Source organism: Proteus vulgaris, assembly GCF_023100685.1.
Lineage (GTDB): Bacteria > Pseudomonadota > Gammaproteobacteria > Enterobacterales > Enterobacteriaceae > Proteus.
In genome coordinates this window covers 4,191,202-4,218,086 of record NZ_CP090064.1, presented here as the reverse complement: position 1 = coordinate 4,218,086, position 26,885 = coordinate 4,191,202, and the positions used below count along the sequence as shown (strand labels likewise).

General features: G+C 39.3%; 12 protein-coding genes. 7 read left to right on the top strand and 5 right to left on the bottom strand.

Going from position 1 to position 26,885, the window contains the following annotated elements:
• Positions 1–12: 12 nt before the first annotated feature.
• The 4 genes from LW139_RS19860 to LW139_RS19845 all read left to right on the top strand — a co-directional run bounded on the left by LW139_RS19860 (position 13) and on the right by LW139_RS19845 (position 18,702).
• Positions 13–13,614, top strand: coding sequence for a hypothetical protein (locus tag LW139_RS19860; protein WP_247850419.1), 13,602 nt, complete (start codon positions 13–15; stop codon positions 13,612–13,614).
• Between the two features lie 80 nt (positions 13,615–13,694).
• The gene (locus LW139_RS19855) at positions 13,695–15,836 is read left to right on the top strand and encodes a type I secretion system permease/ATPase (protein WP_166539170.1); all 2,142 of its coding nucleotides are present in this window, start codon (positions 13,695–13,697) and stop codon (positions 15,834–15,836) included.
• A gap of 274 nt (positions 15,837–16,110) precedes the next feature.
• Positions 16,111–17,226: an HlyD family efflux transporter periplasmic adaptor subunit gene (locus LW139_RS19850; RefSeq protein ID WP_208105085.1), complete on the top strand. Its 1,116-nt coding sequence runs from the start codon at positions 16,111–16,113 to the stop codon at positions 17,224–17,226.
• A gap of 12 nt (positions 17,227–17,238) precedes the next feature.
• Positions 17,239–18,702 carry a TolC family protein gene (locus tag LW139_RS19845; RefSeq protein WP_166539169.1) on the top strand — a complete coding sequence of 488 codons (1,464 nt, stop codon included), beginning with the start codon at positions 17,239–17,241 and terminating at the stop codon, positions 18,700–18,702.
• A gap of 61 nt (positions 18,703–18,763) precedes the next feature.
• Here LW139_RS19845 and LW139_RS19840 read toward each other — a convergent pair whose 3' ends face one another.
• Entirely contained in the window at positions 18,764–20,254 is a 1,491-nt protein-coding gene (locus LW139_RS19840; RefSeq protein WP_166539168.1) for an MFS transporter, read from the bottom strand.
• An 86-nt stretch (positions 20,255–20,340) separates the two neighbouring features.
• Between LW139_RS19840 and LW139_RS19835 the strand changes: the two genes are divergently transcribed.
• Complete coding sequence (locus tag LW139_RS19835; RefSeq protein ID WP_166539167.1) at positions 20,341–20,895, top strand: TetR/AcrR family transcriptional regulator; 555 nt, start codon at positions 20,341–20,343, stop codon at positions 20,893–20,895.
• Positions 20,896–20,959: 64 nt separating this feature from the next.
• Here the strand turns inward: LW139_RS19835 and LW139_RS19830 are convergent, their stop codons facing one another.
• From LW139_RS19830 to LW139_RS19815, 4 genes are read right to left on the bottom strand one after another with little or no spacing between them, the layout of a single operon-like run.
• On the bottom strand, positions 20,960–21,715 hold the full coding sequence (locus tag LW139_RS19830; protein ID WP_227336177.1) for an iron ABC transporter ATP-binding protein: 756 nt from the start codon (positions 21,713–21,715) through the stop codon (positions 20,960–20,962).
• A 1-nt stretch (position 21,716) separates the two neighbouring features.
• Entirely contained in the window at positions 21,717–22,724 is a 1,008-nt protein-coding gene (locus tag LW139_RS19825) for an iron chelate uptake ABC transporter family permease subunit (protein ID WP_109409031.1), read from the bottom strand.
• Positions 22,711–23,673: an ABC transporter permease gene (locus tag LW139_RS19820; RefSeq protein ID WP_072068902.1), complete on the bottom strand. Its 963-nt coding sequence runs from the start codon at positions 23,671–23,673 to the stop codon at positions 22,711–22,713. The genes LW139_RS19825 and LW139_RS19820 overlap by 14 nt, the downstream gene beginning before the upstream one ends.
• Positions 23,674–23,682: 9 nt before the next feature.
• Positions 23,683–24,642, bottom strand: a complete 960-nt coding sequence (locus LW139_RS19815; RefSeq protein WP_109409029.1) for a siderophore ABC transporter substrate-binding protein — start codon at positions 24,640–24,642, stop codon at positions 23,683–23,685.
• A gap of 452 nt (positions 24,643–25,094) precedes the next feature.
• Here LW139_RS19815 and LW139_RS19810 point away from each other — a divergent pair, with 452 nt between their 5' ends.
• The gene (locus LW139_RS19810; RefSeq protein ID WP_072068900.1) at positions 25,095–25,421 is read left to right on the top strand and encodes a PTS sugar transporter subunit IIB; all 327 of its coding nucleotides are present in this window, start codon (positions 25,095–25,097) and stop codon (positions 25,419–25,421) included.
• Between the two features lie 92 nt (positions 25,422–25,513).
• On the top strand, positions 25,514–26,872 hold the full coding sequence (gene chbC / locus LW139_RS19805; protein WP_109409028.1) for a PTS N,N'-diacetylchitobiose transporter subunit IIC: 1,359 nt from the start codon (positions 25,514–25,516) through the stop codon (positions 26,870–26,872).
• The last annotated feature ends 13 nt before the right edge of the window (positions 26,873–26,885 follow it).

The window sequence follows — 26,885 nt, the reverse complement described above, 5'->3', positions numbered from 1 at the left end:
GTGAGATTATTTATGAACAATCAGACTGGAAATGAAATAAATATAGAGAAAGGCCAAGTTATAAAAATAAGTCGATCGGAAATAAAAACAATCATTAAAGACGATAATAACCTTATTATTGTTAAAAATAACGGTGAGAAATTAGTTATTAATGATTTTTTTAATACATCTGAAAATTACTTTATTGTAGAAATGGATGGTGTTCAATACAAAGCATCCTTAACACCTAATTCAGATAAATTAGAGCTTATTTTTAATAAATTAGATGATGCAACAGATAGTGAAAATTTATTAGGTTTAACTGGTGGCGAATGGTTTTCTATCGCTATTGGTGCTGCCGTTCTTGGTGCAGGGATTGCAATAGCCTCTTCTTCAAGTAGCAGTAGTGGTGGTTCACCAGATCATGTGACGCCACCACAGCCAACTGAAAAAGAGTTAGCTGAAAAACTGATTGTCGATAAATCATTAGATTTGAAGAAAATCATTGATGCTGCAAAAAGTCTTGTTGATAAAGCCACAGAAGCAACTGAAAAAGCACAAAAAACAGGTGATGAGAAAGATCTAGATTTAGCGTTAGAAGCTCATAAAGATGCAACAACAGCACTTGCTCTAATTGATAAATTAAAAACTGAATTAAATGAATTAATTGAGCAAGGCGAAAAGCTTAATGTTGATTCAAAAATTATAGATCAAGCCAAAGAACTATTAACAACGAATACTGACTCTCTCGGTAAAACATTAGATGAGTTAGGTAAGTTATTAGAGAAACTGCAATTAGAGTTAGAGCAGAAAAAGGCGATTGATGACACTGATACGGCGATCGACGATCTGCCGGATGATGCGTCTGACAAAGAAAAAGCCGAAGTTAAAGCGAAGCTGGATAATGCCGCCGAGTTGATTGGTCAGCAAATTACTGATGCTTTAGCGTTAGCCAAAGCGGCAGAAACCGCGGCGGAAAAAGCGCAAGCCAGCGGTGATAAAGCCGATTTAGCCCAAGCGCAAGCCGACCTAAAAGTGGCGCAAGAAGCCGTTGCTAACGCTGAAGCGGTGAAAGCCAAGTTAGATGCGTTGATCAGCAAAGCGAATGCTAAAGGGGTTGATACTGCCGATGCACAGTTGGTGGCAGATAAAGCGCAAAGTCAGTTAGATGACGCCAACAGTGCGCTGAATGCGGCCGAAAAAATCATCGACAGCCTGTTAGACGTCGATGTGATTGATGACACTGATACGGCGATCGACGATCTGCCGGATGATGCGTCTGACAAAGAAAAAGCCGAAGTTAAAGCGAAGCTGGATAATGCCGCCGAGTTGATTGGTCAGCAAATTACTGATGCCTTAGCGTTAGCCAAAGCGGCAGAAACCGCGGCGGAAAAAGCGCAAGCCAGCGGAGATAAAGCCGATTTAGCCCAAGCGCAAGCCGACCTAAAAGTGGCTCAAGAAGCCGTTGCTAACGCTGAAGCGGTGAAAGCCAAATTAGATGCGTTGATCAGCAAAGCGAACGCTAAAGGGGTTGATACTGCCGATGCACAGTTGGTGGCAGATAAAGCGCAAAGTCAGTTAGATGACGCCAACAGTGCGCTGAATGCGGCCGAAAAAATCATCGACAGCCTGTTAGACGTCGATGTGATTGATGACACTGATACGGCGATCGACGATCTGCCGGATGATGCGTCTGACAAAGAAAAAGCCGAAGTTAAAGCGAAGCTGGATAATGCCGCCGAGTTGATTGGCCAGCAAATTACTGATGCCTTAGCGTTAGCCCAAGCGGCAGAAACCGCGGCGGAAAAAGCGCAAGCCAGCGGAGATAAAGTCGATTTAGCCCAAGCGCAAGCCGACCTAAAAGTGGCGCAAGAAGCCGTTGCTAACGCTGAAGCGGTGAAAGCCAAGTTAGATGCGTTGATCAGCAAAGCGAATGCTAAAGGGGTTGATACTGCCGATGCACAGTTGGTGGCAGATAAAGCGCAAAGTCAGTTAGATGACGCCAACAGTGCGCTGAATGCGGCCGAAAAAATCATCGACAGCCTGTTAGACGTCGATGTGATTGATGACACTGATACGGCGATCGACGATCTGCCGGATGATGCGTCTGACAAAGAAAAAGCCGAAGTTAAAGCGAAGCTGGATAATGCCGCCGAGTTGATTGGTCAGCAAATTACTGATGCCTTAGCGTTAGCCAAAGCGGCAGAAACCGCGGCGGAAAAAGCGCAAGCCAGCGGTGATAAAGCCGATTTAGCCCAAGCGCAAGCCGACCTAAAAGTGGCTCAAGAAGCCGTTGCTAACGCTGAAGCGGTGAAAGCCAAATTAGATGCGTTGATCAGCAAAGCGAACGCTAAAGGGGTTGATACTGCCGATGCACAGTTGGTGGCAGATAAAGCGCAAAGTCAGTTAGATGACGCCAACAGTGCGCTGAATGCGGCCGAAAAAATCATCGACAGCCTGTTAGACGTCGATGTGATTGATGACACTGATACGGCGATCGACGATCTGCCGGATGATGCGTCTGACAAAGAAAAAGCCGAAGTTAAAGCGAAGCTGGATAATGCCGCCGAGTTGATTGGCCAGCAAATTACTGATGCCTTAGCGTTAGCCCAAGCGGCAGAAACCGCGGCGGAAAAAGCGCAAGCCAGCGGAGATAAAGTCGATTTAGCCCAAGCGCAAGCCGACCTAAAAGTGGCGCAAGAAGCCGTTGCTAACGCTGAAGCGGTGAAAGCCAAGTTAGATGCGTTGATCAGCAAAGCGAATGCTAAAGGGATTGATACTGCCGATGCACAGTTGGTGGCAGATAAAGCGCAAAGTCAGTTAGATGACGCCAACAGTGCGCTGAATGCGGCTGAAAAAATCATCGACAGCCTGTTAGACGTCGATGTGATTGATGACACTGATACGGCGATCGACGATCTGCCGGATGATGCGTCTGATAAAGAAAAAGCTGAAGTTAAAGCGAAGCTGGATAATGCGGCTGAGTTGATTGGTCAGCAAATTACTGATGCCTTAGCGTTAGCCAAAGCGGCAGAAACCGCGGCGGAAAAAGCGCAAGCCAGCGGAGATAAAGTCGATTTAGCCCAAGCGCAAGCCGACCTAAAAGTGGCGCAAGAAGCCGTTGCTAACGCTGAAGCGGTGAAAGCCAAGTTAGATGCGTTGATCAGCAAAGCGAATGCTAAAGGGATTGATACTGCCGATGCACAGTTGGTGGCAGATAAAGCGCAAAGTCAGTTAGATGACGCCAACAGTGCGCTGAATGCGGCTGAAAAAATCATCGACAGCCTGTTAGACGTCGATGTGATTGATGACACTGATACGGCGATCGACGATCTGCCGGATGATGCGTCTGATAAAGAAAAAGCTGAAGTTAAAGCGAAGCTGGATAATGCGGCTGAGTTGATTGGTCAGCAAATTACTGATGCCTTAGCGTTAGCCAAAGCGGCAGAAACCGCGGCGGAAAAAGCGCAAGCCAGCGGTGATAAAGCCGATTTAGCCCAAGCGCAAGCCGACCTAAAAGTGGCGCAAGAAGCCGTTGCTAACGCTGAAGCGGTGAAAGCCAAATTAGATGCGTTGATCAGCAAAGCGAACGCTAAAGGGGTTGATACTGCCGATGCACAACAGGTCGCAGAAACCGCTCAAGCACAGTTAGATGACGCACAATTAGCCTTAGAAAATGCTCAGCAAATCATCGACAGCCTGTTAGACGTCGATGTGATTGATGACACTGATACGGCGATCGACGATCTGCCGGATGATGCGTCTGACAAAGAAAAAGCCGAAGTTAAAGCGAAGCTGGATAATGCCGCCGAGTTGATTGGTCAGCAAATTACTGATGCCTTAGCGTTAGCCAAAGCGGCAGAAACCGCGGCGGAAAAAGCGCAAGCCAGCGGAGATAAAACCGATTTAGCCCAAGCGCAAGCCGACCTAAAAGTGGCGCAAGAAGCCGTTGCTAACGCTGAAGCGGTGAAAGCCAAATTAGATGCGCTGATCAGCAAAGCGAACGCTAAAGGGGTTGATACTGCCGATGCACAGTTGGTGGCAGATAAAGCGCAAAGTCAGTTAGATGACGCCAACAGTGCGCTGAATGCGGCCGAAAAAATCATCGACAGCCTGTTAGACGTCGATGTGATTGATGACACTGATACGGCGATCGACGATCTGCCGGATGATGCGTCTGACAAAGAAAAAGCCGAAGTTAAAGCGAAGCTGGATAATGCCGCCGAGTTGATTGGTCAGCAAATTACTGATGCCTTAGCGTTAGCCAAAGCGGCAGAAACCGCGGCGGAAAAAGCGCAAGCCAGCGGTGATAAAACCGATTTAGCCCAAGCGCAAGCCGACCTAAAAGTGGCGCAAGAAGCCGTTGCTAACGCTGAAGCGGTGAAAGCCAAATTAGATGCGTTGATCAGCAAAGCGAACGCTAAAGGGGTTGATACTGCCGATGCACAACAGGTCGCAGAAACCGCTCAAGCACAGTTAGATGACGCACAATTAGCCTTAGAAAATGCTCAGCAAATCATCGACAGCCTGTTAGACGTCGATGTGATTGATGACACAGATACGGCGATCGACGATCTGCCGGATGATGCGTCTGACAAAGAAAAAGCCGAAGTTAAAGCGAAGCTGGATAATGCCGCCGAGTTGATTGGTCAGCAAATTACTGATGCCTTAGCGTTAGCCAAAGCGGCAGAAACCGCGGCGGAAAAAGCGCAAGCCAGCGGTGATAAAACCGATTTAGCCCAAGCGCAAGCCGACCTAAAAGTGGCGCAAGAAGCCGTTGCTAACGCTGAAGCGGTGAAAGCCAAATTAGATGCGTTGATCAGCAAAGCGAACGCTAAAGGGGTTGATACTGCCGATGCACAACAGGTCGCAGAAACCGCTCAAGCACAGTTAGATGACGCACAATTAGCCTTAGAAAATGCTCAGCAAATCATCGACAGCCTGTTAGACGTCGATGTGATTGATGACACAGATACGGCGATCGACGATCTGCCGGATGATGCGTCTGACAAAGAAAAAGCCGAAGTTAAAGCGAAGCTGGATAATGCCGCCGAGTTGATTGGTCAGCAAATTACTGATGCCTTAGCGTTAGCCAAAGCGGCAGAAACCGCGGCGGAAAAAGCGCAAGCCAGCGGTGATAAAACCGATTTAGCCCAAGCGCAAGCCGACCTAAAAGTGGCGCAAGAAGCCGTTGCTAACGCTGAAGCGGTGAAAGCCAAATTAGATGCGTTGATCAGCAAAGCGAACGCTAAAGGGGTTGATACTGCCGATGCACAACAGGTCGCAGAAACAGCTCAAGCACAGTTAGATGACGCACAATTAGCCTTAGAAAATGCTCAGCAAATCATCGACAGCCTGTTAGACGTCGATGTGATTGATGACACTGATACGGCGATCGACGATCTGCCGGATGATGCGTCTGACAAAGAAAAAGCCGAAGTTAAAGCGAAGCTGGATAATGCCGCCGAGTTGATTGGCCAGCAAATTACTGATGCCTTAACGTTAGCCAAAGCGGCAGAAACCGCGGCGGAAAAAGCGTTAATAAGTGGTGATAAAGCCGATTTAGCCCAAGCGCAAGCCGATCTAAAAGTGGCGCAAGAAGCCGTTGCTAACGCTGAAGTGGTGAAAGCCAAGTTAGATGCGTTGATCAGTAAAGCGAACGCTAAAGGGGTTGATACTGCCGATGCACAACAGGTCGCAGAAACAGCTCAAGCACAGTTAGATGACGCCAACAGTGCGCTGAATGCAGCTGAAAAAATCATCGATACATTGACCACAACCGAAAATGGAGGTGGGAATATTGATGATGGTAACGAAATTATTGATGACTTAGATAAAGATACAGCAACAGAAGAAGAGAAAGCTGAAGCGAAAAAAGTGTTAGATGCAGCTTCTGAATATGTTGTTGCATTGGCATTGAAAGCTGATCTTTATGCTGATATGGCTAAAGCTGCCATTGATAAGGCATTGATTAGTGAGAATAAAGTCGATATTGATTTAGCCAAAACGTTATTAAGTCAAGCCAATGAAATATTAAATACGGCGAAACAAGCAAAAGCTGAACTTGATGTCTTAATTCAAAAAGCTCAAGGAAAAGATATTGATATAACTGATGCTCAAATTGATGCAAATAAAGCGCAGGGACATATTGATGATGCAGCACATACACTAGCGAATGTGCAGTTTATTATTGATATGTTAGATAAAGAAACTAATGGTGAAGATACGAATATCTTGGATAAAACCGATGATATTCTTGAAGATTTACCAGAAGATCCAACTGATGCACAAAAAGAAGAAGCTAAAGCATCATTAAATGCAGCTTCTGATTATGTGGTGGGTCTCGCTGAAAAAGCAGAAATCTTGGCTAAAAAAGCTCATGATTCTGCTGAACAAGCTCTCATTTCTGGCAAAGAAAAAGATCTGAACACCGCGCTTTTATTGCAAGAAAAAGCACAAGAGGCAGTTAATAAGGCTCAAGTCGCTAAAGATAAGTTGGATGCGCTAATTACCAAGGCGATAGCTAAAGAAATTAATACAGATGAAGCCCAATCTGATGCACTTCTTTCACAAGAACACATTGATAATGCCAATGATATTTTAAGTCATACACAAAATATTTTGGATATGGTGAATGACTTACTGAAAGAGCAAGATGCATTAGATAAGGCCAATGATCTGATTGATGATTTAACTGAAAATTCAACACCAGATGAATTAGCTAAAGCAAAAGTATCTTTAGATGCTGCTTCAGATTTAGTGGTTAATTTAGCATCGAAAGCAGAACTTTTATCTAGTAGTGCTAAACTGGCAGCAGAAAAAGCATTGATCTCCAGTAGTGCGAAAGACTTTGCTGCCGCTAAGACATTGTTTGCTAAAGCGGATGAAGCATTAGATAAAGCAAATGAAGCTAAAGCAACATTAGATAGCTTAATTGAAAAAGCACAAAGTAAAGGTGTTGATACAGCGGATGCTCAAATTGATGCTGATAAGTCTCAAATCTCATTAGATGAAGCAACTCAAAATCTAAAAGATACACAGTCAATTCTTGATAAGTTACAACTTATTGATGATGCAAAAGATGCATTGGATAAGGGTACTGAGATTATTGATAATTTAGATGAAAATTCATCAGAGCAAGATAAAGAGCAAGCGAAAGACGCGGTTGAATTAGCATCTGAATATGTTGTTACTGTGACAGAAAATGCACTGATATTGGCTGAACTTGCTAAATCAGCAGCAGAAAAAGCATTCAATAGCGGTAAACAGACTGATCTTGTTGAAGCTGAAGCTCTATTAGAGAAAGCAAAAGTTGAATTCTCTCATGCCGAGCAAATAAAAGCAGAGTTAGACCAACTTATTGTTAAAGCACAAGAAAAAGGTGTTTCAACAGAGGTTGCGTTAGATGATGCTCAACAGGCTCAAACGAATCTTGATACAACGCATCAACTGATTAATGATACTGATGCCATTATCCAAGATTTACGTAAAACTGATGATAAAAATCCAATTGATGATGCTAATAGTATTATTGATGATTTGGGTAAAGATGCATCAGAAGATAAGTTAGAAAAAGCCAAAGAAGCGGTTGATAATGCAGTTAAATATGGCTCTGAATTAGCGCAAAAAGCTGAAGCATTGTCAGAAGCAGCAAAACAGGCGGCAGATAAAGCGGCTATCAGTAAATCTGACGCAGATATTCAATTGGCTTACGATGCAGTCGTTGTCGCTCAAGATGCAATTAAATTAGCTCAAGAAGCGCAACAACAATTAGAAAATCTGATTGAAAAAGCGCAGGCAAAACAAGTTAATGTTCAGGATGCAACGGCAGAATTTATCCTAGCGAATGAACATATTGATAATGCGCTAAATCTTGTGGGTGATGCTGAAAATACATTAGCAAATATCAAAGCAGATCTTGATGGTCAGGGTGCATTGGATGATGCTGAAAAAGGCCTTGATGATCTTGATGAAAACTCAACAGATGAAGAAAAAGAGCAAGTTAAAGAGGTTTTAGACACTGCCTCTGAGTATGTTGTGACGTTGGCTGAGAAAGCACAAACACTCGCTTATGAAGCAAAAGTTGCAGCAGAAACAGCAAGTGAAAGTTTAACATCTGACGATGTATTGGCTGCCAAAGCATTATTAGTAATAGCTCAAGAAGCATTTGATAAAGCAAATGTTGCAAAAGAGCAATTAAGCCAATTAATTGATAAAGCAGAAAGCAAAGGCGTTGATACGACAAATGCTGCTACTGATTTAAACATCACGATTGAGCATCTGACAACTGCAGAAAATGACCTTCTTACTTCTCAAAATATTCTGGATAAATTAACTTCAGACATTACAGAGCCTGCATTAGATGATGCAGATACTGCAATTGATGATGTGATTAAAGATCCAACGGATGAGAATAAGGCTAAAGCAAAAGAGAGTTTAGAAAAAGCGGCTGAGTTGGTGGCTGATTTAGCTAAATTAGCTGAAGAAAAAGCGAATATTGCTAAAGATGACGCTGAAAAAGCTAAAGTATCAGGCAATTATGATGATTTATTGATTGCTGAACAGTCAGTTCGTGATGCGACTCAATACATTGAAAAAGCGCAAAATAGTAAAGATCATCTCGATAAATTAATCGAAAAAGCACAAGGTACAGATATTGATCTCATTGTTACAGAAGCGCTAGCTGATCAAGCTGATACCTCATTACTCAGTGCGAATACTGCACTTAATAATGCGCTTGATATTCTCGATAATTTACATAACCAGGAAGGTGATCCTGATTTAATTGCGAATATCAAAAATACGCTGGATAAACTTGATACTGAAATTCTTCAAGCTCAGAAAAAAGGCATAACAGCGAATAGTCAAATTGAAAAACTATTGGAATCAACATCACCTAAAGAACAAGATATTAAGAATGCGAAAGCAGTCTTAAATGAGTTCACTAAAGCTATTGAAAATGCAGAATTAGCTGATGAGAAAGTAAAAGCTGCATTAGATAAAGCCTTAAAAGGTGGTGTAGGTAGTAATGTTATTGCGAAATATGAAGCGACGGAAGCAGAGCTTTTAGAACGCCTCAATGATCTGAAAAAAGAAGCTAATAACCTGAATAAACAGATTCAGGAAATTGAGTCTCATGTTGTATTTGATGATTTAAATACAGCATTAGATAAATTAGATCCAAAAAATAAAGAAAGTATCAATAATTTCAATAAGGCATTAAAAGCAGCTATTGATAATAACAATGAGTTAGTTCAAGAGCTTACGAGTAAAGCCTTAGAAGCCTTAGAAGCAGCACTAAAACTTGCCGAAATGGATAAGTCTAGCGTTGAATATCAGCAGGCTTTACAAGATGTGAAGTATTTACTTAATACTGCTGATGAGCTGTATACATTAGCTAAAGAGAATACCAGCGACTTACAAAAGACTGTTGAAAAAGCGATTAGTAAAGGCTTAACACCAGAAAATAACCCAGAATTTAAAGAATACATTGCCAATATTAAATACTTTGACAATGAAATCAGCAAAGCTGGGGCAAATATTGCGAAAGCGAAGAATGCTATTCCTGATGAAAAATTACCTGATTTTGAAGGTGATGATATCAGTCAATTAGTTGATCATCTTAAAGATAAAATTGGCTCAGGTGATAGTGACGCCATTAATAAAGCATTGTTAAATGTTGATAATGTTATTAATGCGCAATTAAACGAAGTGATTAAAGCGGTAGATAAAGCACAAACAGCTTTTGATCACGCACAGAAAAATCCAAGTCCTGCTAATGTTAAGAACTTTGATAAAGCAGTAAAAGATGCTCAAGATATTATTAATAAAGCTGAGCTGAATATAGAAAAACTGCACAGTGTCATTAATGATGCGGCAAACATTGATGGTGTGGATCAAGGTTTAATTGAACATGCATTAAAAGGTATTAATGGTGCAAATGATACGATTGGTTCAGCGCAAACTACGTTAGATGGCTTAACTCTGAATGCGATTGATATTGATGGTTTAGAAGATAAAGCTAAAGATGCGAATGATGCAATTAATGATCTGGCTAAAGATAAATCACCAGAGAATATTGAGAATGCATTAGCAAAATTAGGTATTTTCAAAAGCGCACTTGATACTGCATTAAATAATGCAAAAACACTCTCTGATGATGCTTTAATGGCAGCGAAACAAGCTGTTAAAACACCAACTGCAGAAAATATTCTGTTAGCAGAGAAAAAACTGGCTAAAGCGCTAGAAGCCAAAGAACAACTGATTGAAGCAAAAGGCTTATATGATGATGTTGTCAGCAATATTAAATCATCAATCAGTGCCGGTTCTTTACAAGATGCTTTATTGAAAACCTTCACTGGTGTTGATAAGCAGTTTGATGAAACAGAAGCGCTTGTTGATAAACAAAATAATGAATCTGAAGTATTGATTGCTCAAGCAAAAGATAATCAACTTACTGAAGAAGATATTATTGAAGCCTATAACGATGCCAAAGCTGCAATAACTGAAGCTGAGGTTGCTGTTAGAAAAGCGGTTGATAAAGCGGCTGAAGCAAAAGAGAACAACATTACTTCTATTCAGCAAGCGACAGCAATTAAAAATAGTGTCATTGCGGCTCAAGATAGTCTGAATAATGCTAAAGATGCAGTAGCAAATGCTTCTAGCAAAGGTGTTCCAGATTATCTTACAGATCAACTCAACAAGTATTACAACTCACTTGATAACAAGCTTGATTATCCAAAAGGGGTTCTTCAGGAAATTGATGCTTACTCACGTATGTCACTCTCTTTAGAGTTATTAACAACTGCGACAAATGAGTATAAAAAAGCCGATGAGCTACTGAAAAAAGACCCAACTTCGGTAATCAAAGATCCTACCGAGTTCTTATCTATCGTAACGGAAGCAAATGCGTTATTAGCTGAAGGTAAAGAGCGTGCTAATAAAGCGAAAGAGTTGGGATTAGACAGTGCAGGCACGACTTATCTTAATAGTGCAGCGCATACTGCTAATGAAACCAAAGTAAACTTAATGAATGAATTCCATGGACAGTTAGGTGAGCAAGCCTTTGCTGACCTCGATATTGTCATGAGTTTACTGCAAGAGTCTGTGTATAACGCACATATCAACTTAGATAAATCAACGCTTTCTAATCATGCTGTCTTTGAAGAGCAGTACAAAATTGCTATTCGTGCATTAAATGATGCGAAAGTACTATCGGAAGAGTACTCCGCGAAAGGCGTTAAAGACGTTAAATTAGCGTATTACAATTATCAAATTGAAGAATTTAGTAAAGAAATTGAAGGTTTCTCAAAAGCATGGAATAGCATCACTCAACTGACGGAAATGACGAATCAGGCTTATGCCTCTTCAAAAGAGCTGTCAGGTATTAAGAGTGCGAGTGAGAAATATGATGCTGTTCAGAAATTAGCTGCAGAACTGAGTGAAGCTTATCAATTAGTTGAGCAATCAATTATTGATGGTGCACCACTGGATATGGTTCAGGCTAATCTGAATAAACTCAACATTTCAGTCAATAATTTGTCAGCTGAAGATCCAATCGTCGCGGCTCAAATATTAATTGATAATGTTGTTTCTGAAGCGAAAAACATTGAAAAGTTACTCAATGCAACAGATACCAAAGAACAAAAAGATTTAGTTTACAACTCGCTTTATACACAGTTACAAACTGCCAATAAAGTGATGACGGAAGCTAAGTTGTCAGGAACGATTTCGAAGATCAAGCTGGCTGAATTGCAGCAAGATTATAACGATGCACTTAACTCTCTGAAAATGTTTGACCCTTATTTAAGTACGGGAGAAAAAACGCAGAAACCAGCGGGTGCATTGGATACAGCATTGGATATTACTGTTACCAATGACGGTAAAATTCATATCGAAGGAGCCCGACTTGTTGATGGTGCGGTCTTTACATTAGGAGGTAAAGATTTACCGTGGTATAGCGCATGGCTAGGTAATATTTCTGGTACTGTCGATAAAACATTTGGTTCAGGTACTGTTCACACTCGTACAGATGGCAGCAAATACGTTGATATTTTTGTAGATAAAGAAACAGCAAACAATATCAAGTCGAGTGGTAACGATTTAAGTTATCTGTATGGCTATCAAAAAGAGTTAGGAAAAGACACCTCAGATATTAGTCGTAGCTTTAAAGTTAAGGATTCTTCAACACCTAAGAATGTCGAAGCATACATCACTGAAGATCATACGATTATGATCACGGGTGACGGTTTGAAAGCTGGTGATGCCTTTACTCTCTATAAAGTCTCAACAAACCTATTAGGTATACGAGATTTTGAAGAAATCGGTAAAGGGCATGTGGCATTACATAACGGTAAATTTGTGGGTGTGGTGACTGAATATTCTGGCGCACATTCATGGGATACCGTTAAAGGGTTAGGTGATTCAAGCAATTTAGCCATTAGTCGTGTTGGTGTTGGTGAAAATGAATCTTCTAAGAGTGCTTCTTTCGGTAAGAAAGAGTCACCAGCCGAAATTCATAGTGATTTAATAACGGGTAAATATGCTGACATTACCACGAAAGATGTGACAGCTTGGGTGGATAACAAAAAACACCTTTACTTGAAGAGTACCAAATTTGAAGTAGGACAACAGATAAAAGTCTATGATTTTTATGATTATAAGACTGTTGTAGGTACTGGCGTTGTTCAAATGATTGGTGGCCAAAAAGTTGTCAAAATTGAAGGCGTAACAACCGACCAATATCCTGATCTGAAATGGATTTATGCTGCAATCGCTTATGAAGGTGGTCAGTGGGAGCATATTCAAAGTGATGCATTTATTCTTGGCAAAAACTATTTATCTGTACAAGGTAATGTGAATTCAAATACACAAGAGCCACCTACAGACCAAGATTCAAATGATGGCATAAACTTTGATGATATCGATATTGATCCTATCGCACCAACTAAACCATCGACAGGCGACACAGATACTGATGTAGATACCGACACAGACACAGACACAGATACTGATGTAGATACCGACACAGACACTGACACAGATACTGATGTAGATACCGACACAGATACTGATGTAGATACCGACACAGATACTGATGTAGATACCGACACAGATACTGATGTAGATACCGACACAGATACTGACGTTGATACCGACACAGATACTGACGTTGATACCGACACAGACACTGACGTTGATACCGACACAGATACTGATGTAGATACCGACACAGACACTGACGTTGATACCGACACAGACACTGACGTTGATACCGACACAGACACTGACGTTGATACCGACACAGATACTGATGTAGATACCGACACAGACACTGACGTTGATGGAGAAAATAATCTTGATATCGCGGCATTACTTCAGTTAGGTGAAGCCTCAGAAACAATATCGAATGAACAACAAGATAATGTTGAGTTACCTGAATTAAGTGAATTGTTAACGGATGCAAGTCAGGCCAATATTAATATTGATAATATTGTTCCAGCTTCTCAAGAAACAGAACAGGCAATTCAGTCTCCACTTTTTGTTAGTGAAACGACACATGATGGGAATATTGAATCTCATCAGGTTGCAACACTAATAACAGAGGAAGATATGGGGACAACTCATAATATCTAAATCTATAAAAATAAAATAAATAATTAACATCCTCGTGCCAATACGGCATGAGGATGTTTTTCCCATATTAAGGTATTATTATGGAAAATAGTGAAAATAATAACGCTCATTGCTATTTAGAAAATTATAAAGAAGCGATTATAAATATAGCCAATCATTACCGATTAGATTTTTCACCAGAAAATATCAATATCACGGCTAAATGGTATGAGAATAATATTTCTTATGATGACGTAATTAAATTATTAGCTAGACAATGTTGTTTAGTTGCTAAATTTATAGACAGCAAAAAATTTAAATTCAATGTTTGGTCTTTACCTGTTGTTGTTGAAAGTAATGATGGCAGAGTGGGGATAGTTCAAAATATAAAAGGCAATAACGCGACAATATTATTCAGCGGCGATCATGGTCTAGCTATTGATGTTGATATAGACACACTAAAAGAAAATATAAAAAGAATTGCTATTTTTAGACCAATGGTTGATAGACCTGATCCAAGAGTGGATTTATATATTAAACCGACAGAAAAACATTGGCTATGGCGCATTTTATTAAGAGACGTTTCTCCTTATAAATATGTCATTATGGCAACGTTTATTATTAATGTCTTGGGTTTGGCTGGGATCACTTATTCTATGCAAACCTATGATAGGATTATTCCATCACAATCTTATTCAACGATGTTTGTTTTGGTTGTGGGCGTATTAATTGCTTTTATTTTTGATTATATTCTTAAAATGTTGCGTTATGGAGTGATTGATTTATTAGGAAAAAAAGCTGATTTACGCATGTCAGATCGTGTTTATGGGCATTCTTTAAGGATAAAAGACAGTAATCGCCCACCTTCTACAGGTTCTTTTATTTCTCAGTTGCGTGATCTTGAACAAATTAGAGAAATGATGACGTCTAGTACAGTCGCAGCCATTGCAGATTTACCTTTCTTTCTCTTTTTTCTCTTTATTATTTATATGATTGGCGGAATTATTTGTGTCATTCCATTAGCTGGTTTTTTCTTAATGATAACGCCTGGGCTATTAGCACAGAAAAAATTGTTTGTGCTTGCCAACGAAGCAATGAGAGAAAGCACTCTACGTAGTGGCATGATTGTTGAATCAGTTCAAGGGCTTGATGATATCAAAGCTATGCAGGCAGAGTATCGTTTTCAACAGCAATGGATCCATTATACAAAAACGAGTGCTGAAGCCAGTTTAAAGCTAAAACACCTAACACATAAATTAAGTAGTATGGCTTATTTTATTCAAAACAGTGTGTTTGTGGGGGTGATTTGTATGGGAACCCCTTTAGTGATCAGTGGTGAACTCTCCACTGGGGCACTCGTCGCTTCTTCTATATTAAGTTCCCGAATGATGGGGCCTATTTCTCAAATGGCGAATATTATTACGCGTTGGCAACAAACTAAGGTATCAATAAAAGGGCTGACGTCTATTATGGAATTACCAGTTGATCATCCTACGTCTATTAAAAAAGTCCATTTACCTTTTATTAAAGGCCATTATAAATTAGAGAATATTGGTTTTAAATTTAATCAAAATAGCCCAAATTATGCGATTTATATAAATGAATTAGAAATTAAACCCGGTGAGAAAATTGCGATTATAGGTCGCAATGGTGCGGGTAAATCCTCTTTGCTTTCGGCACTTTTTGGTAAGATGGAATATCAAGAAGGAACAATAACACTAGATAATATTGAATTAAATACCTTAGATCCTTCAGATTTACGTAGAGATGTGGGCTATTTAAGCCAAAATGCTAAGTTATTTTACGGTACTGTACGAGATAATGTGACATTAGGAAATCCATTAGCTACCGATGAGGAAATTTATCAAGTTCTTGAGGAAACAGGTGCTGCTGAATTTATAAATAAATTACCAGAAGGGATTAATTATATTATTCAAGAAGGCGGTATTGGGATATCAGGAGGGCAAAAACAGTCATTATTATTAAGCCGTTTGTTATTGAAAAAACCAACGACTTTACTATTGGATGAGCCAACAGCATCTCTTGATGATATTACTGAAGCTAATTTCATTAAGAATATTGAAAAAACGTCTCTTGGAAAAACATTTATTATTACCACGCATAGAAAAAAATTATTAGAACTTGTGGATCGTATTATTGTTGTTTCGGGTGGCAAAATTGTACTTGATAAACCCAAAGCAGTTGCATTAAAAATGCTTTCAGGAGTAACAGATGAAAAATAAAAAAGATAACTCATCGAATGCAGTATCTCCTGATGAGATGAATAAGTTGGTAAAAGAATTAGAAAGTTTAAATCAACAACACAATCAAGGAATACAACAGACCCAAGAAGAAAAAGTGGGATTTTTTAAACGAATAAAAAATCTTATTGCGGATTATCGTTATATTACGAATAAAAAAGATAAAGATCTCTATCTTATTGAAGACAGTATTGGTGATGCTGCTGAATTTGGTTTGATTGATGATACTAAAGCCAGTAGAGCAAATCGTATTATCATGGCTATCTTTATCTTTTTATTTATTATGGTGATTTGGGCTTATTTTGCTGAAGTTGCCGAGGTGACAAAAGGGAATGGGAAAATTATCCCAAGTTCTAAAGAGCAACTTATTCAATCTCTAGATGGTGGGATTGTAACTAATATTTTTGTGAGAGAAGGGGATATTGTTCAAGTTGGACAAACGTTAGCGACATTAGATTCGACAAGAACAGCATCAAGCCTAGAGGAATCACAGGCAAAATATAATACGGCTTTAGCAACATCTATTCGATTAAAAGCAGAGGTTGAACAACATAAAATAGTTAATTTGGTTTTCCCTGAGGAATTACAAACGCAAACTGAATTAATTAATTATGAAAATAAGCTTTATTTGTCTCGCAAACAAAAACTTACTCAAACACTCGCTAATTTGCAAAAGAGTAAGCACATTATTCGTCAGCAATTAAATATTAATAAAGAACTTGCTCGCCAAGGTGCTAGTAGTACCGTTGAAGTATTAAGATTAGAAAAGGAATTGATTGATTTAGAAAGTAAAACACAAGAATACACTTCGGATTTTTATGTTACTGCGCGACAAGAACTCGCGAAAGTAATGGCTGAAATAGATAGCTTAGCGCCTTTAATTAAAGGGCGACAAGATTTTGTACAAAAAACAACTATGATATCGCCAGTTAAAGGTATTGTGAAGAATATTCAAAATTCAACAATTGGTGGTGTGGTTCCTCCAAATGGTATTTTGATGGATATTGTTCCTTTGGAAGATACATTAATTATTGAAGCTAAGATATCGCCAAAAGATATTGCTTTTATTCATCCAGGACAAGAAGCCAAAGTCAAAATAACGGCTTATGATTATGCTATTTATGGCGGATTAGAGGGAACGGTCAGTGTTATTTCACCGGATACGGTGAAAGATGAAGTTAAAAGTGATGTGACGTATTACAAAATATATATCAAAACCGATAAAGATTATTTAGTGAATAAGGCGGGAAAATCATTTTCTATTACGCCGGGGATGATTGCGTCTGTCGAAATAACAACAGGCAGTAAAACAGTATTACAGTATTTAATTAAGCCATTTAATAAAATTAATGAAGCATTAAGAGAACGGTAATAGGTTAATAAAATGAAAAAAATCAAACATACTGTTTTACTAATAGGGTCAGTTTTGTCATTAGGTGGCAGTGGTATACAACAAGCGAATGCAACATTACAAACTGAACCAGTTAACTCTTTTACTCTAGATATTGTGGATATCCATAAGGAGGTAGAGCCTTCTAAACGTTTTTTATCTCAGGGTGTTACAAAATCAATGAGCGTTGCTGATGCTCAATCTAATGTATTACAACCAATGCAAAAAGCGGAAACAGGTATTGAGAAACAGTCGCTGTCTTCTGTGGTGGAATTAGCGTTAAATTGGCATCCATCATTACGAAATAGTGAATATTTAGCAAGAGCGGCTCAAGATATGGTTGATGGATCGCGGGCAGATTATTTTCCACAAGTCAGTGTAGGAATGGATAACAAGCTCTATGAAAATAAAGATCGGTATGGAAATAATAATAAAGGTTCGGATGTTCGTTTTACCATTAGACAAATGGTGTATGACTTTGGGAAAACATCTACAAAGGTGGATTCTGCAGAAATTTCTTTTGCACGAGAAAAAATAGTTTCTTTAAAAAGCCAGCAAGATCTGATTTATCAAGTCTCACAAGCTTACTTCTATACTTCTCTTTATAATAATTTAGTTAATATTGCACAATTACAAGTGGAAGGTTTTAGTGAGATAGAGCAATTAGCGATGAGCCGTTCTTCATTAGGAGCCTCTACACAAGCTGACTATGTACAAAGTAAAAATAAACTTGTTTCAGCACAAGCATTGCTTTATAGCTATAAAACACAGCAAGCGCGCTGGAATGCATTATTACAAAATTACACAAATAATGCGGTGAGCTATTCTCAAATCCCTTTAATTACTGATGCTCATCTTTCTAATATTTGCTATCAATATGCAGATCATGGAGCAGAATCAACCGATATGTTACTTGCTAAATATGATCATGAACTTGCAAAGAAAAATATGGAATATGCGCGATTAGATAATTTCCCAACAATTTATTTGGAAGGTAACTATCGAACAAATATCAATAAAAATGATAATGTTGATTATGATCCTGATAGAAGAGAGATTAAGCTTAACGTGGATATCCCTTTATTTGAAGGGGGCAGTAAATATTCAAAAATGTCCCAAGCCGCTAATGAATTACTCGCTAGCCAATATCAATATGAAACAATAGCGATTAATACAAAGCAGCAATTAAATGTCGCGTTATCTCAAGTAACGGGTAATTTATCTATGATGAATTCACAAAAAGAAAAAATACAAACAGCAGAAAAAACGAGGGATCTTTATTTATTACAATACAAAAGTTTAGGAACAAGACCATTGATTGATGTATTGAACGCTGAGGGAGATATTCATCAATCTAACATTGAATATATTAATAATGTTATTGAGACAAATTTACAAAGTTTAGATTGCTTATTAGCATCTGGAGAAATTAGTCGCGTTTTAAATATTTCAAATTAGATCATAGCGATACCTTTTCAGTGCGATAAAATATATCAGCCTGAAAAGGTATCGCTTAAAATTAATATAAACGCTTATTGCGCAATATAAATGGCAATATAAAAAGACTTAATGCTGTAATAATTGCGGTAGCAACTAATACCACGAAAAAGGCATTTTCAAAGGCTAAATTTGCCTGAGATATCACAAGAGAAGCTACGTCATTTGGCAACTTTTCTGCCACAATCAGGGCTTCGTCTAAACTGTCATAGACAGCATCGTTGATAGCTAATGAATCAGGTAGTATTAGCTTTAAGGTGTACACGGTACTCATCAAACTGCCCATAAATGTCACCCCAATCACGCTCCCAAGCTCATAAGCAACGTCTTCAATGGAGGCTGCCATTCCCGCTTGTTTATCAGCAACACTTAACATAATGGATGTCGATGCGGTGGTAAAAATAACACCTAAACCAAAACCGATTAAGAATAGACTACCGATTAACACCATTGGCGATGTTGTTTGGTAAACGGCAATTAACCACAGATTTCCCACTAGAGTGAGTAGAAATCCGCTGATGATCAGGCGAATTTCCCCTAGCCGTGTTAAAAAATAGCCCGCTAAAGGGGATGCCAACACAGAGCCAATTGGAATAGGTAAGATCACTAATGCTGCATTTAAAGGGGTAAAACCCGCAACAAGCTGTAAACGCTGACTAAGTAGCAATTCAATACCCACAATGATCACCATAGAAAGCACAGCCATCAAAATCCCGATACTAAAAAAGCGGTTTTTAAATAACCCAAAATCAATCATCGGGTGAGTTTGTTTACGCTGGCGCAAGGAAAATAGCGTAAGAAAAATTACCGCAATTACACCTGTAATAGTGACTTCATTCCACTGTGTATAAGGTTTTCCTAGTTCTTTTAAAGCATAAATAGCGCTGATTAAACCTACTAGGATCAGTGCTGAGCTTAAATAATCAATTTTATGGTTACCATGTCCAGCAAACTTAGGAATAAGCCAAATAGAGAATGGTAATACCAAAAGAACAATAGGGACGTTAATTAAGAAGACAGAACCCCACCAAAAATGTTCAAGCAACATCCCACCAATTAAAGGCCCCAAAGCCGCACCGCCAGAGGCAACCGCAGACCAAATACCAATCGCAATAGCGCGCTCTTGTGAGTCGCTAAAGACTTGTCGTACTATCGACAGGGTAGCTGGCATACTCATTGCTGCACCTACCGCTAAAAAACCACGAGATGCAATTAAGGTCGTTGCGGTGGGAGAAAAAGCTGCACACAAAGAAGCGAGAGCGAATAGCGGTAACCCACAAATAAAGAGTGTTTTATGGCCGATCCGGTCTGTGAGCATACCCGCTGCAGGGAGTAATCCAGCAACAATTAACGGGTAAGCATTCATTATCCATAATTTTTCTGATGCACTGGCGTTTAAATCATGAGTTAAACGTGGCAATGCGGTATAAAGCACAGTTACATCAACAACGATGAGAAACAGCATACTAGATACCAAAAGTAATACTATCCAACGTTTATAATCTTTTATCATAGAAATCTCAGTTATTTTTATGTGTATTATTTTTACTAGCGGCTATAATATAAATCCATACGACCGTATTGAAAAGAGGTTTTTTTATGGGACGTCAAAGAACTATTGATAGAGAAAAATTATTAGAAGCGATCTTCGATATCGTGATGGAACAAGGTGCCGCAGCGTTAACGATTGATACTGTTGCAAAAAAAATGGGGATCTCAAAAGGGGGCGTTCAATACTGTTTTAGTAGTAAAGAAGCGATGATTGATGCGATGTTTGATTTCTGGGAAGAGAGTTATGAAACCCAATTTAACAAGATAGTTGAAAAGGATAATTCTCCTGATAATCGTGTTACTGCACATATCCGTGCAACACATCATCACGATAAAGTCTCTTTTGCCAAAGGCGCGAGTTTGATGGCGGCATTGCTACAGACGCCAGAATATTTACAAAGTACAAAAGAGTGGTATCAACAGCGATTGACAGGGTTAGATACAACAACGGAGGCTGGAAAACGTGCAAGACTGGCTTTTTTGGCGACAGAAGGTACTTTTTTACTGCGTTATTTTGGGCTAATGGATATTGATGACGATGAGTGGCAATCCATTTTTGAAGATATTGATTCTGAGTTACTTCAGCAAGGGAAGAGGCAATAAAAAAGCATGTTGTTAATGAGAAGAACAATATGCTTTTTATTGACGATAATTGGGCTAAATAGAATTAGTAATACATAGCAATTAGCTTATTGTCGATCTCTTTAACGTCAACGGGGGTGTCGAAAATATCTTCGATAATGTCTGCTTTCATGATCTCTTTGGGTGAGCCGTGATAATACAGTTGTCCATTACGCATGGCTAAAATATAGTCAGAGTAAACAGAGGCAAAATTGATATCATGAATAACGATAATAATGGTTTTTCCTAATTCATTTGCGGCTTTTCGCAGAAGTTTCATCATTATTACCGCATGTTTCATATCAAGATTATTCAGTGGCTCATCAAGCATGACATATTCTGTATCTTGGCATAGCACCATCGCAACATAGGTACGTTGACGTTGCCCACCCGATAACTCATCTAGATAGCGATGACGAAATTCAGTTAGATTTAAAAAAGCTAATGACTCATCAATGACTTTTTTATCATTGAGCGTTAAACGGCCTTTGCTGTAAGGATAACGCCCAAAGCCAACTAATTCTTCTACGGTTAAACGACTGACGAACTGATTTTCTTGGCGCAGTATTGAGAGGTTTTTTGCCAGCACATCGCTATCTGTTGCAGCAACATCCATGCCGTTAACACTGACCATGCCACTTTCAGGAATTAATAAACGTCCAATAACAGAAAGTAGTGTGGATTTACCTGCACCATTAGGACCAATGATCGAAGTAATACCGCCACGTTGAATTGTTGTTGTAATATTATCGAGAACGGTTATATCTTGATAATGCTTTGATATTTTGTTGATTTCAATCATATTAAAGTCTTCTTAACACCAAGTAGATAAAGAACATCCCGCCGACAAACTCAATCACAACAGAAAGTGTTCCTGTCATTTTTAAACCATATTCTAAAACTAATTGCCCACCAATTAAGGCGATAGTACCCAGTAAAAAGGCAACAGGCATTAAGAAACGGTGTTGGCTACTGCCACTGATATGGTAAGCAAGGTTAGCGACAATTAAACCTAAGAAGGTTAATGGACCGACTAAAGCGGTCGAAACAGCCACTAAGACAGAAATCAGTAATAAAATATAAGTGGTTTGCTTGCGGTAATTAATACCAAGGTTAATCGCATTCGCTTGGCCTAATGCCATTACATCAAAACTATAGCGCATCCGCCAAAGTAAAATACCGACGACAACGATAATGGCTAAAGCGCAAAAGATAAGATCAGGGGTTGCACGGGTGAAGGTGGCAAACATGCGACCTTGTAAAATGGAGAATTCATTAGGGTCCATCAAACGTTGTAATAGTGTGGCTGAACTACGAAATAACGTACCTAAGATAATCCCAATCATCAGGACTAAATTGATGTTAAAACGTACTGAGCTAAACAACCAACGATAAAGTACAACCGAAAATAGCACCAATAATGTTGATTCTAAAAAGAATTTTGATAAGTTCAACATCCATGACGCGGGCATATCGCCTTCAAAAAAGACAAACACGGTTTGTAGTAACACAAACAGAGCTTCTAAACCCATTAATGAAGGAGTCAAAATACGGTTGTTAGCAATGGTTTGAAACAGAATCGTCGACACACCAGCTGCAAACGCCACCACAATCATGGTGAGAATAATGTAGGCACGGTGAGTCAGAATATAAGAGATATTGCCGTTTAGGTTTATCGTCATAAATAACACAATAGATAATAACGATGCCCCTAATAATAACCAGATACGAGACATGGGCGAAAGGCGCATTTTCTTATGTTCGGCAGCGCCAGTACATTTGCTAATTATGGCTGAATTAACTTTTTGCATAACGTTGCTGCTTTAGTAGTAAAAAAAGGAAAATAACGGCACCCACAGCGCCTAAAATAACACTGGCAGGAATTTCAAATGGGTAGCGAATAAGTCGGCCAATTACATCACACAATAAAACAATCGCACCACCACTCAAGCAAACCCACGGAATGGTTTTACGAATATTATCACCCATCACTAAGCTCACTAGATTGGGGACAATCAAGCCAAGGAAAGGTAATGCCCCAACAACAGACACAACAACACCACTAATCAGTGCAATAATGGATAATCCAATGATCATCACTTTACGGTAATTAAGTCCCACATTAATGGAGAATTCACGTCCCATTCCAGCCACAGTAAAGCTATCAGCAACCCAACATGCCATTAGCGCAAGCACACCGACAAGCCATAAAAGCTCATAGCGGCCTTGTAATACACTTGAAAAATCGCCACTTGTCCATGCGTCTAAAGATTGCAATAAATCGAAATAAACTGCTAAAAAGATAGTCAACGCACCGATAACAGCGCTAAGCATAATCCCCACTAAAGGCACTATTAATGTCGTTTTTAAGGTGATCCTTTGCAGAAGCAACATAAATAATAAAGTACCAAGCAGGGCGAAAACGGTCGCTACCAACATTTTGGTAAAGATGCCAGCCGCAGGAAAGAGCAGCATAACGACTAATAATCCAAGGCTTGCAGATTGAGTGGTTCCCGCAAGAGAGGGTTCGACAAAACGATTCTGGGTTAGCAGTTGCATAATTAAGCCTGCAACACTAATGGCACCACCGGCGAGTAATAATGACAGGGTTCTTGGAACACGACTGATAAAGAAGATATCACGCATATCGGGATCAGAAAAAAGCGAAGCAGGAGTAATATCTCCTGCGCCGACAAATAGACTGATCATTGAGAGGATAGCAACAAGTCCTATCCCCAATGATAAATGGAACGTTTTCATTCAGTTACTTTATTTTTTTTGATCCAGCGCTTGATTGATAGTATCCATTAAACGAGAGTAAGTTTGGATCCCGCCAGAAATATAAATAGAGCTTGCATCAAGATAGATAACTTGGTCTTTATTCCAAGCATTTACTTTTCTGACCAGCGCATTATCAAGGACTTGTTGTGCAGGTTGTGAATCTTCACGACCAATTGCAGCGTCACGGTCGATAACAAACATCCAGTCTGGGTTAAGTTTTAACAGTAATTCAGAGTTGACGATGTTGCCGTGTGAACCTGGGCTATCAAAAACATAAGCAGGTTCAAAACCTAATACATCATAGATAAAGCCAAAGCGAGAGCCTGGGCCATACGCTGATATTTTACCACCACTGACTAACACAACCATCGCTTTACCAGCATCCGGTGTTTTGGCTTTTACAGTATCAATTTTACTATTGAAATCAGCCAGTAATTTTTTGGCTTGCTCTTCTTTGCCAAAAATTTGACCTAATGTTGTTGTGCGTTCAGCAAGGCTTTCGACAAAACGTTTAGGGTCGATATCCATTGAAATCGCAGGCGCAATTTCACTTAATTTTGCATATGCATCGCGAGCTCGGCTACCACTTAAAATTAAATCAGGCGCTGTTGTGCTGAGCTTTTCATAGTTTGGCTCGAATAACGCACCTTCATTGATGTAGTCGTTCGGATTGGTGTATTTTTCTAAGAATTTAGGTAAATGAACATTAGTTTGTGGCAGACCAACAATAGGAGCACCTAATGCATCAATAATATCAAGGGTTTCCATATTCATCACAACCACTTTCTGTGGGTGAGCTGGGATTTCAGTTGTCCCTTGAAAATGTTCAATCGTGAGAGTTTGTTTCTCTGCTGATTGTGCTGTTGATGTGTCTTGAGCGTTATCACAACCAGCGATAACAAGTGAAGAAAGCAGTAAAAACAGTGGGCTTAATGACTTTTTAAACATTCTCTTTCCCATATTGTTGCAACACGAAATAAGACGGATCTTTACAGCAGTGGCTTAAATGTCGATCCACAAAGAAGATGATAATACCATCAAAAGTATAAAGAGTAATGATACTAATTCACATTCTCATAATAATAAAGGGTTAACTTGACTAAAATGGCGAAATTTTGCGAGAGATCATTAAAGGAAAATAGAGAACAAATTTTGTGACGTGAAAGAACTCTTAAGATTATTTGCTCAATTTGTGAAGAGTGTCAAAAGAGCAGGTCAAGGAGAGACAATTCTTAACCTGTAAGAAATATCGTTAACTAGTATCATTGCGTATACTTCATTCAAGCAGAAACAATCCTTATTTTAATCTTACTTCGGTTTCTGTACTGACACAGTAATGAATGCACAAGAGAAAGCCTTGTTATCTCTAGGGTAAATCGTTGCCAACTCAAGAGGGTTTTATGCAAAAGAAATATATTTACTTATTTTGTTCTGCTGGCATGTCAACATCCCTTCTCGTGACCAAAATGCGAGCACAAGCAGAGAAATATGATGTGCCTGTGGTCATTGAAGCTTTTCCTGAAACTTTAGCTGCACAAAAAGGGCAGGATGCGGATCTGATTTTGCTGGGTCCACAAATTAGCTGGATGTTACCTGATATTCAAAAATTACTCCCGAATAAACCGGTCGAAGTGATCGATTCTCTGTTATATGGAAAAGTAGATGGCTTAGGCGTGTTAAAAGCCGCTGTCGCCTCTATTAAAAAAGCATCTGCAACAACAAATTAATTTTATTTTTTATTATTTAATTTTTTATTCCAGTCAAAGAGCGAATTTTTCAGCAAGCCGAGCAATTAGCGGCATTTAAAGGGTATTTTTCTATGAGTAAGTTCATTGGTTCACTTGAAAAGGTACTCCTTCCTTTTGCGGTTAAAATTGGAAAGCAACCTCACGTTAATGCGATTAAAAATGGCTTTATTCGTTTAATGCCGTTAACCCTTGCAGGGGCAATGTTTGTACTTATCAATAACGTTTTTCTTAGTTTTGGTGATGGCTCCTTTTTTTATTCTCTAGGTATCCGCCTTGATGCGTCAACAATAGAAACACTCAATGGTTTTAAAGCTATTGGGGGGAACGTCTATAACGGTACATTAGGCATAATGTCGTTGATGGCGCCATTCTTTATCGGAATGGCATTAGCAGAAGAGCGAAAAGTTGATCCGATTGCGGCAGGCTTACTCTCTATTGCTGCCTTTATGACGGTAACACCTTACAATGCGGCTGGCGCTTATGCTGTTGGCGCTAATTGGCTTGGTGGGGCAAATATTATTTCAGGTATCATTATTGGTCTTGTTGTGGCTGAAATGTTTACCTTTATTGTGCGTCGTAATTGGGTTATTCGATTACCTGATAGTGTCCCTGCTTCTGTTTCACGTTCTTTCTCTGCGTTAATTCCCGGTTTTATTATCTTATCAATTATGGGGATTATTTCGTGGGGATTAGCGACGTATGAAACAAACTTCCATCAAATTATTTTAGACTCTATCTCAACACCATTAGCATCAATGGGTTCTGTTGTAGGTTGGGCATACGTTATTTTTACCTCTCTACTGTGGTTCTTTGGTATTCATGGTTCACTGGCACTTGCAGCACTTGATAGTGGTATCATGACACCATGGGCATTAGAAAACGTTTCTATTTATACTGAATACGGTTCAGTAGAAGCCGCTTTAGCCGCAGGTAAGACGTTCCATCTCTGGGCAAAACCAATGTTAGACTCCTTTATCTTCTTAGGCGGTACAGGGGCAACACTGGGACTTATTATTGCAATCTTTATCGCATCTCGTCGTGCGGATCATCGCCAAGTTGCTAAACTGGCATTGCCAGCAGGTTTATTCCAAATTAATGAGCCGATTATTTTTGGTTTACCTGTGATTATGAATCCAGTGATGTTTATTCCTTTTATTCTTATTCAACCTATTCTTGCTGCAATTACTGTGACGGCTTATTACTTAGGGATAATCCCACCGGTAACAAATATAGCGCCATGGACGATGCCAACGGGATTAGGTGCATTCTTTAATACTAACGGTAGTATCGCAGCACTGTTATTAGCGCTGTTTAACTTGGGTGTAGCAACACTGATTTATCTTCCTTTCGTTATCATCTCAAACAAAGCACAAACTGAAATTGAGAAAGAAGAGAGTGAAGAGGATATTGCCAATGCATTGAAATTTTAAGTCATAGAAAAAG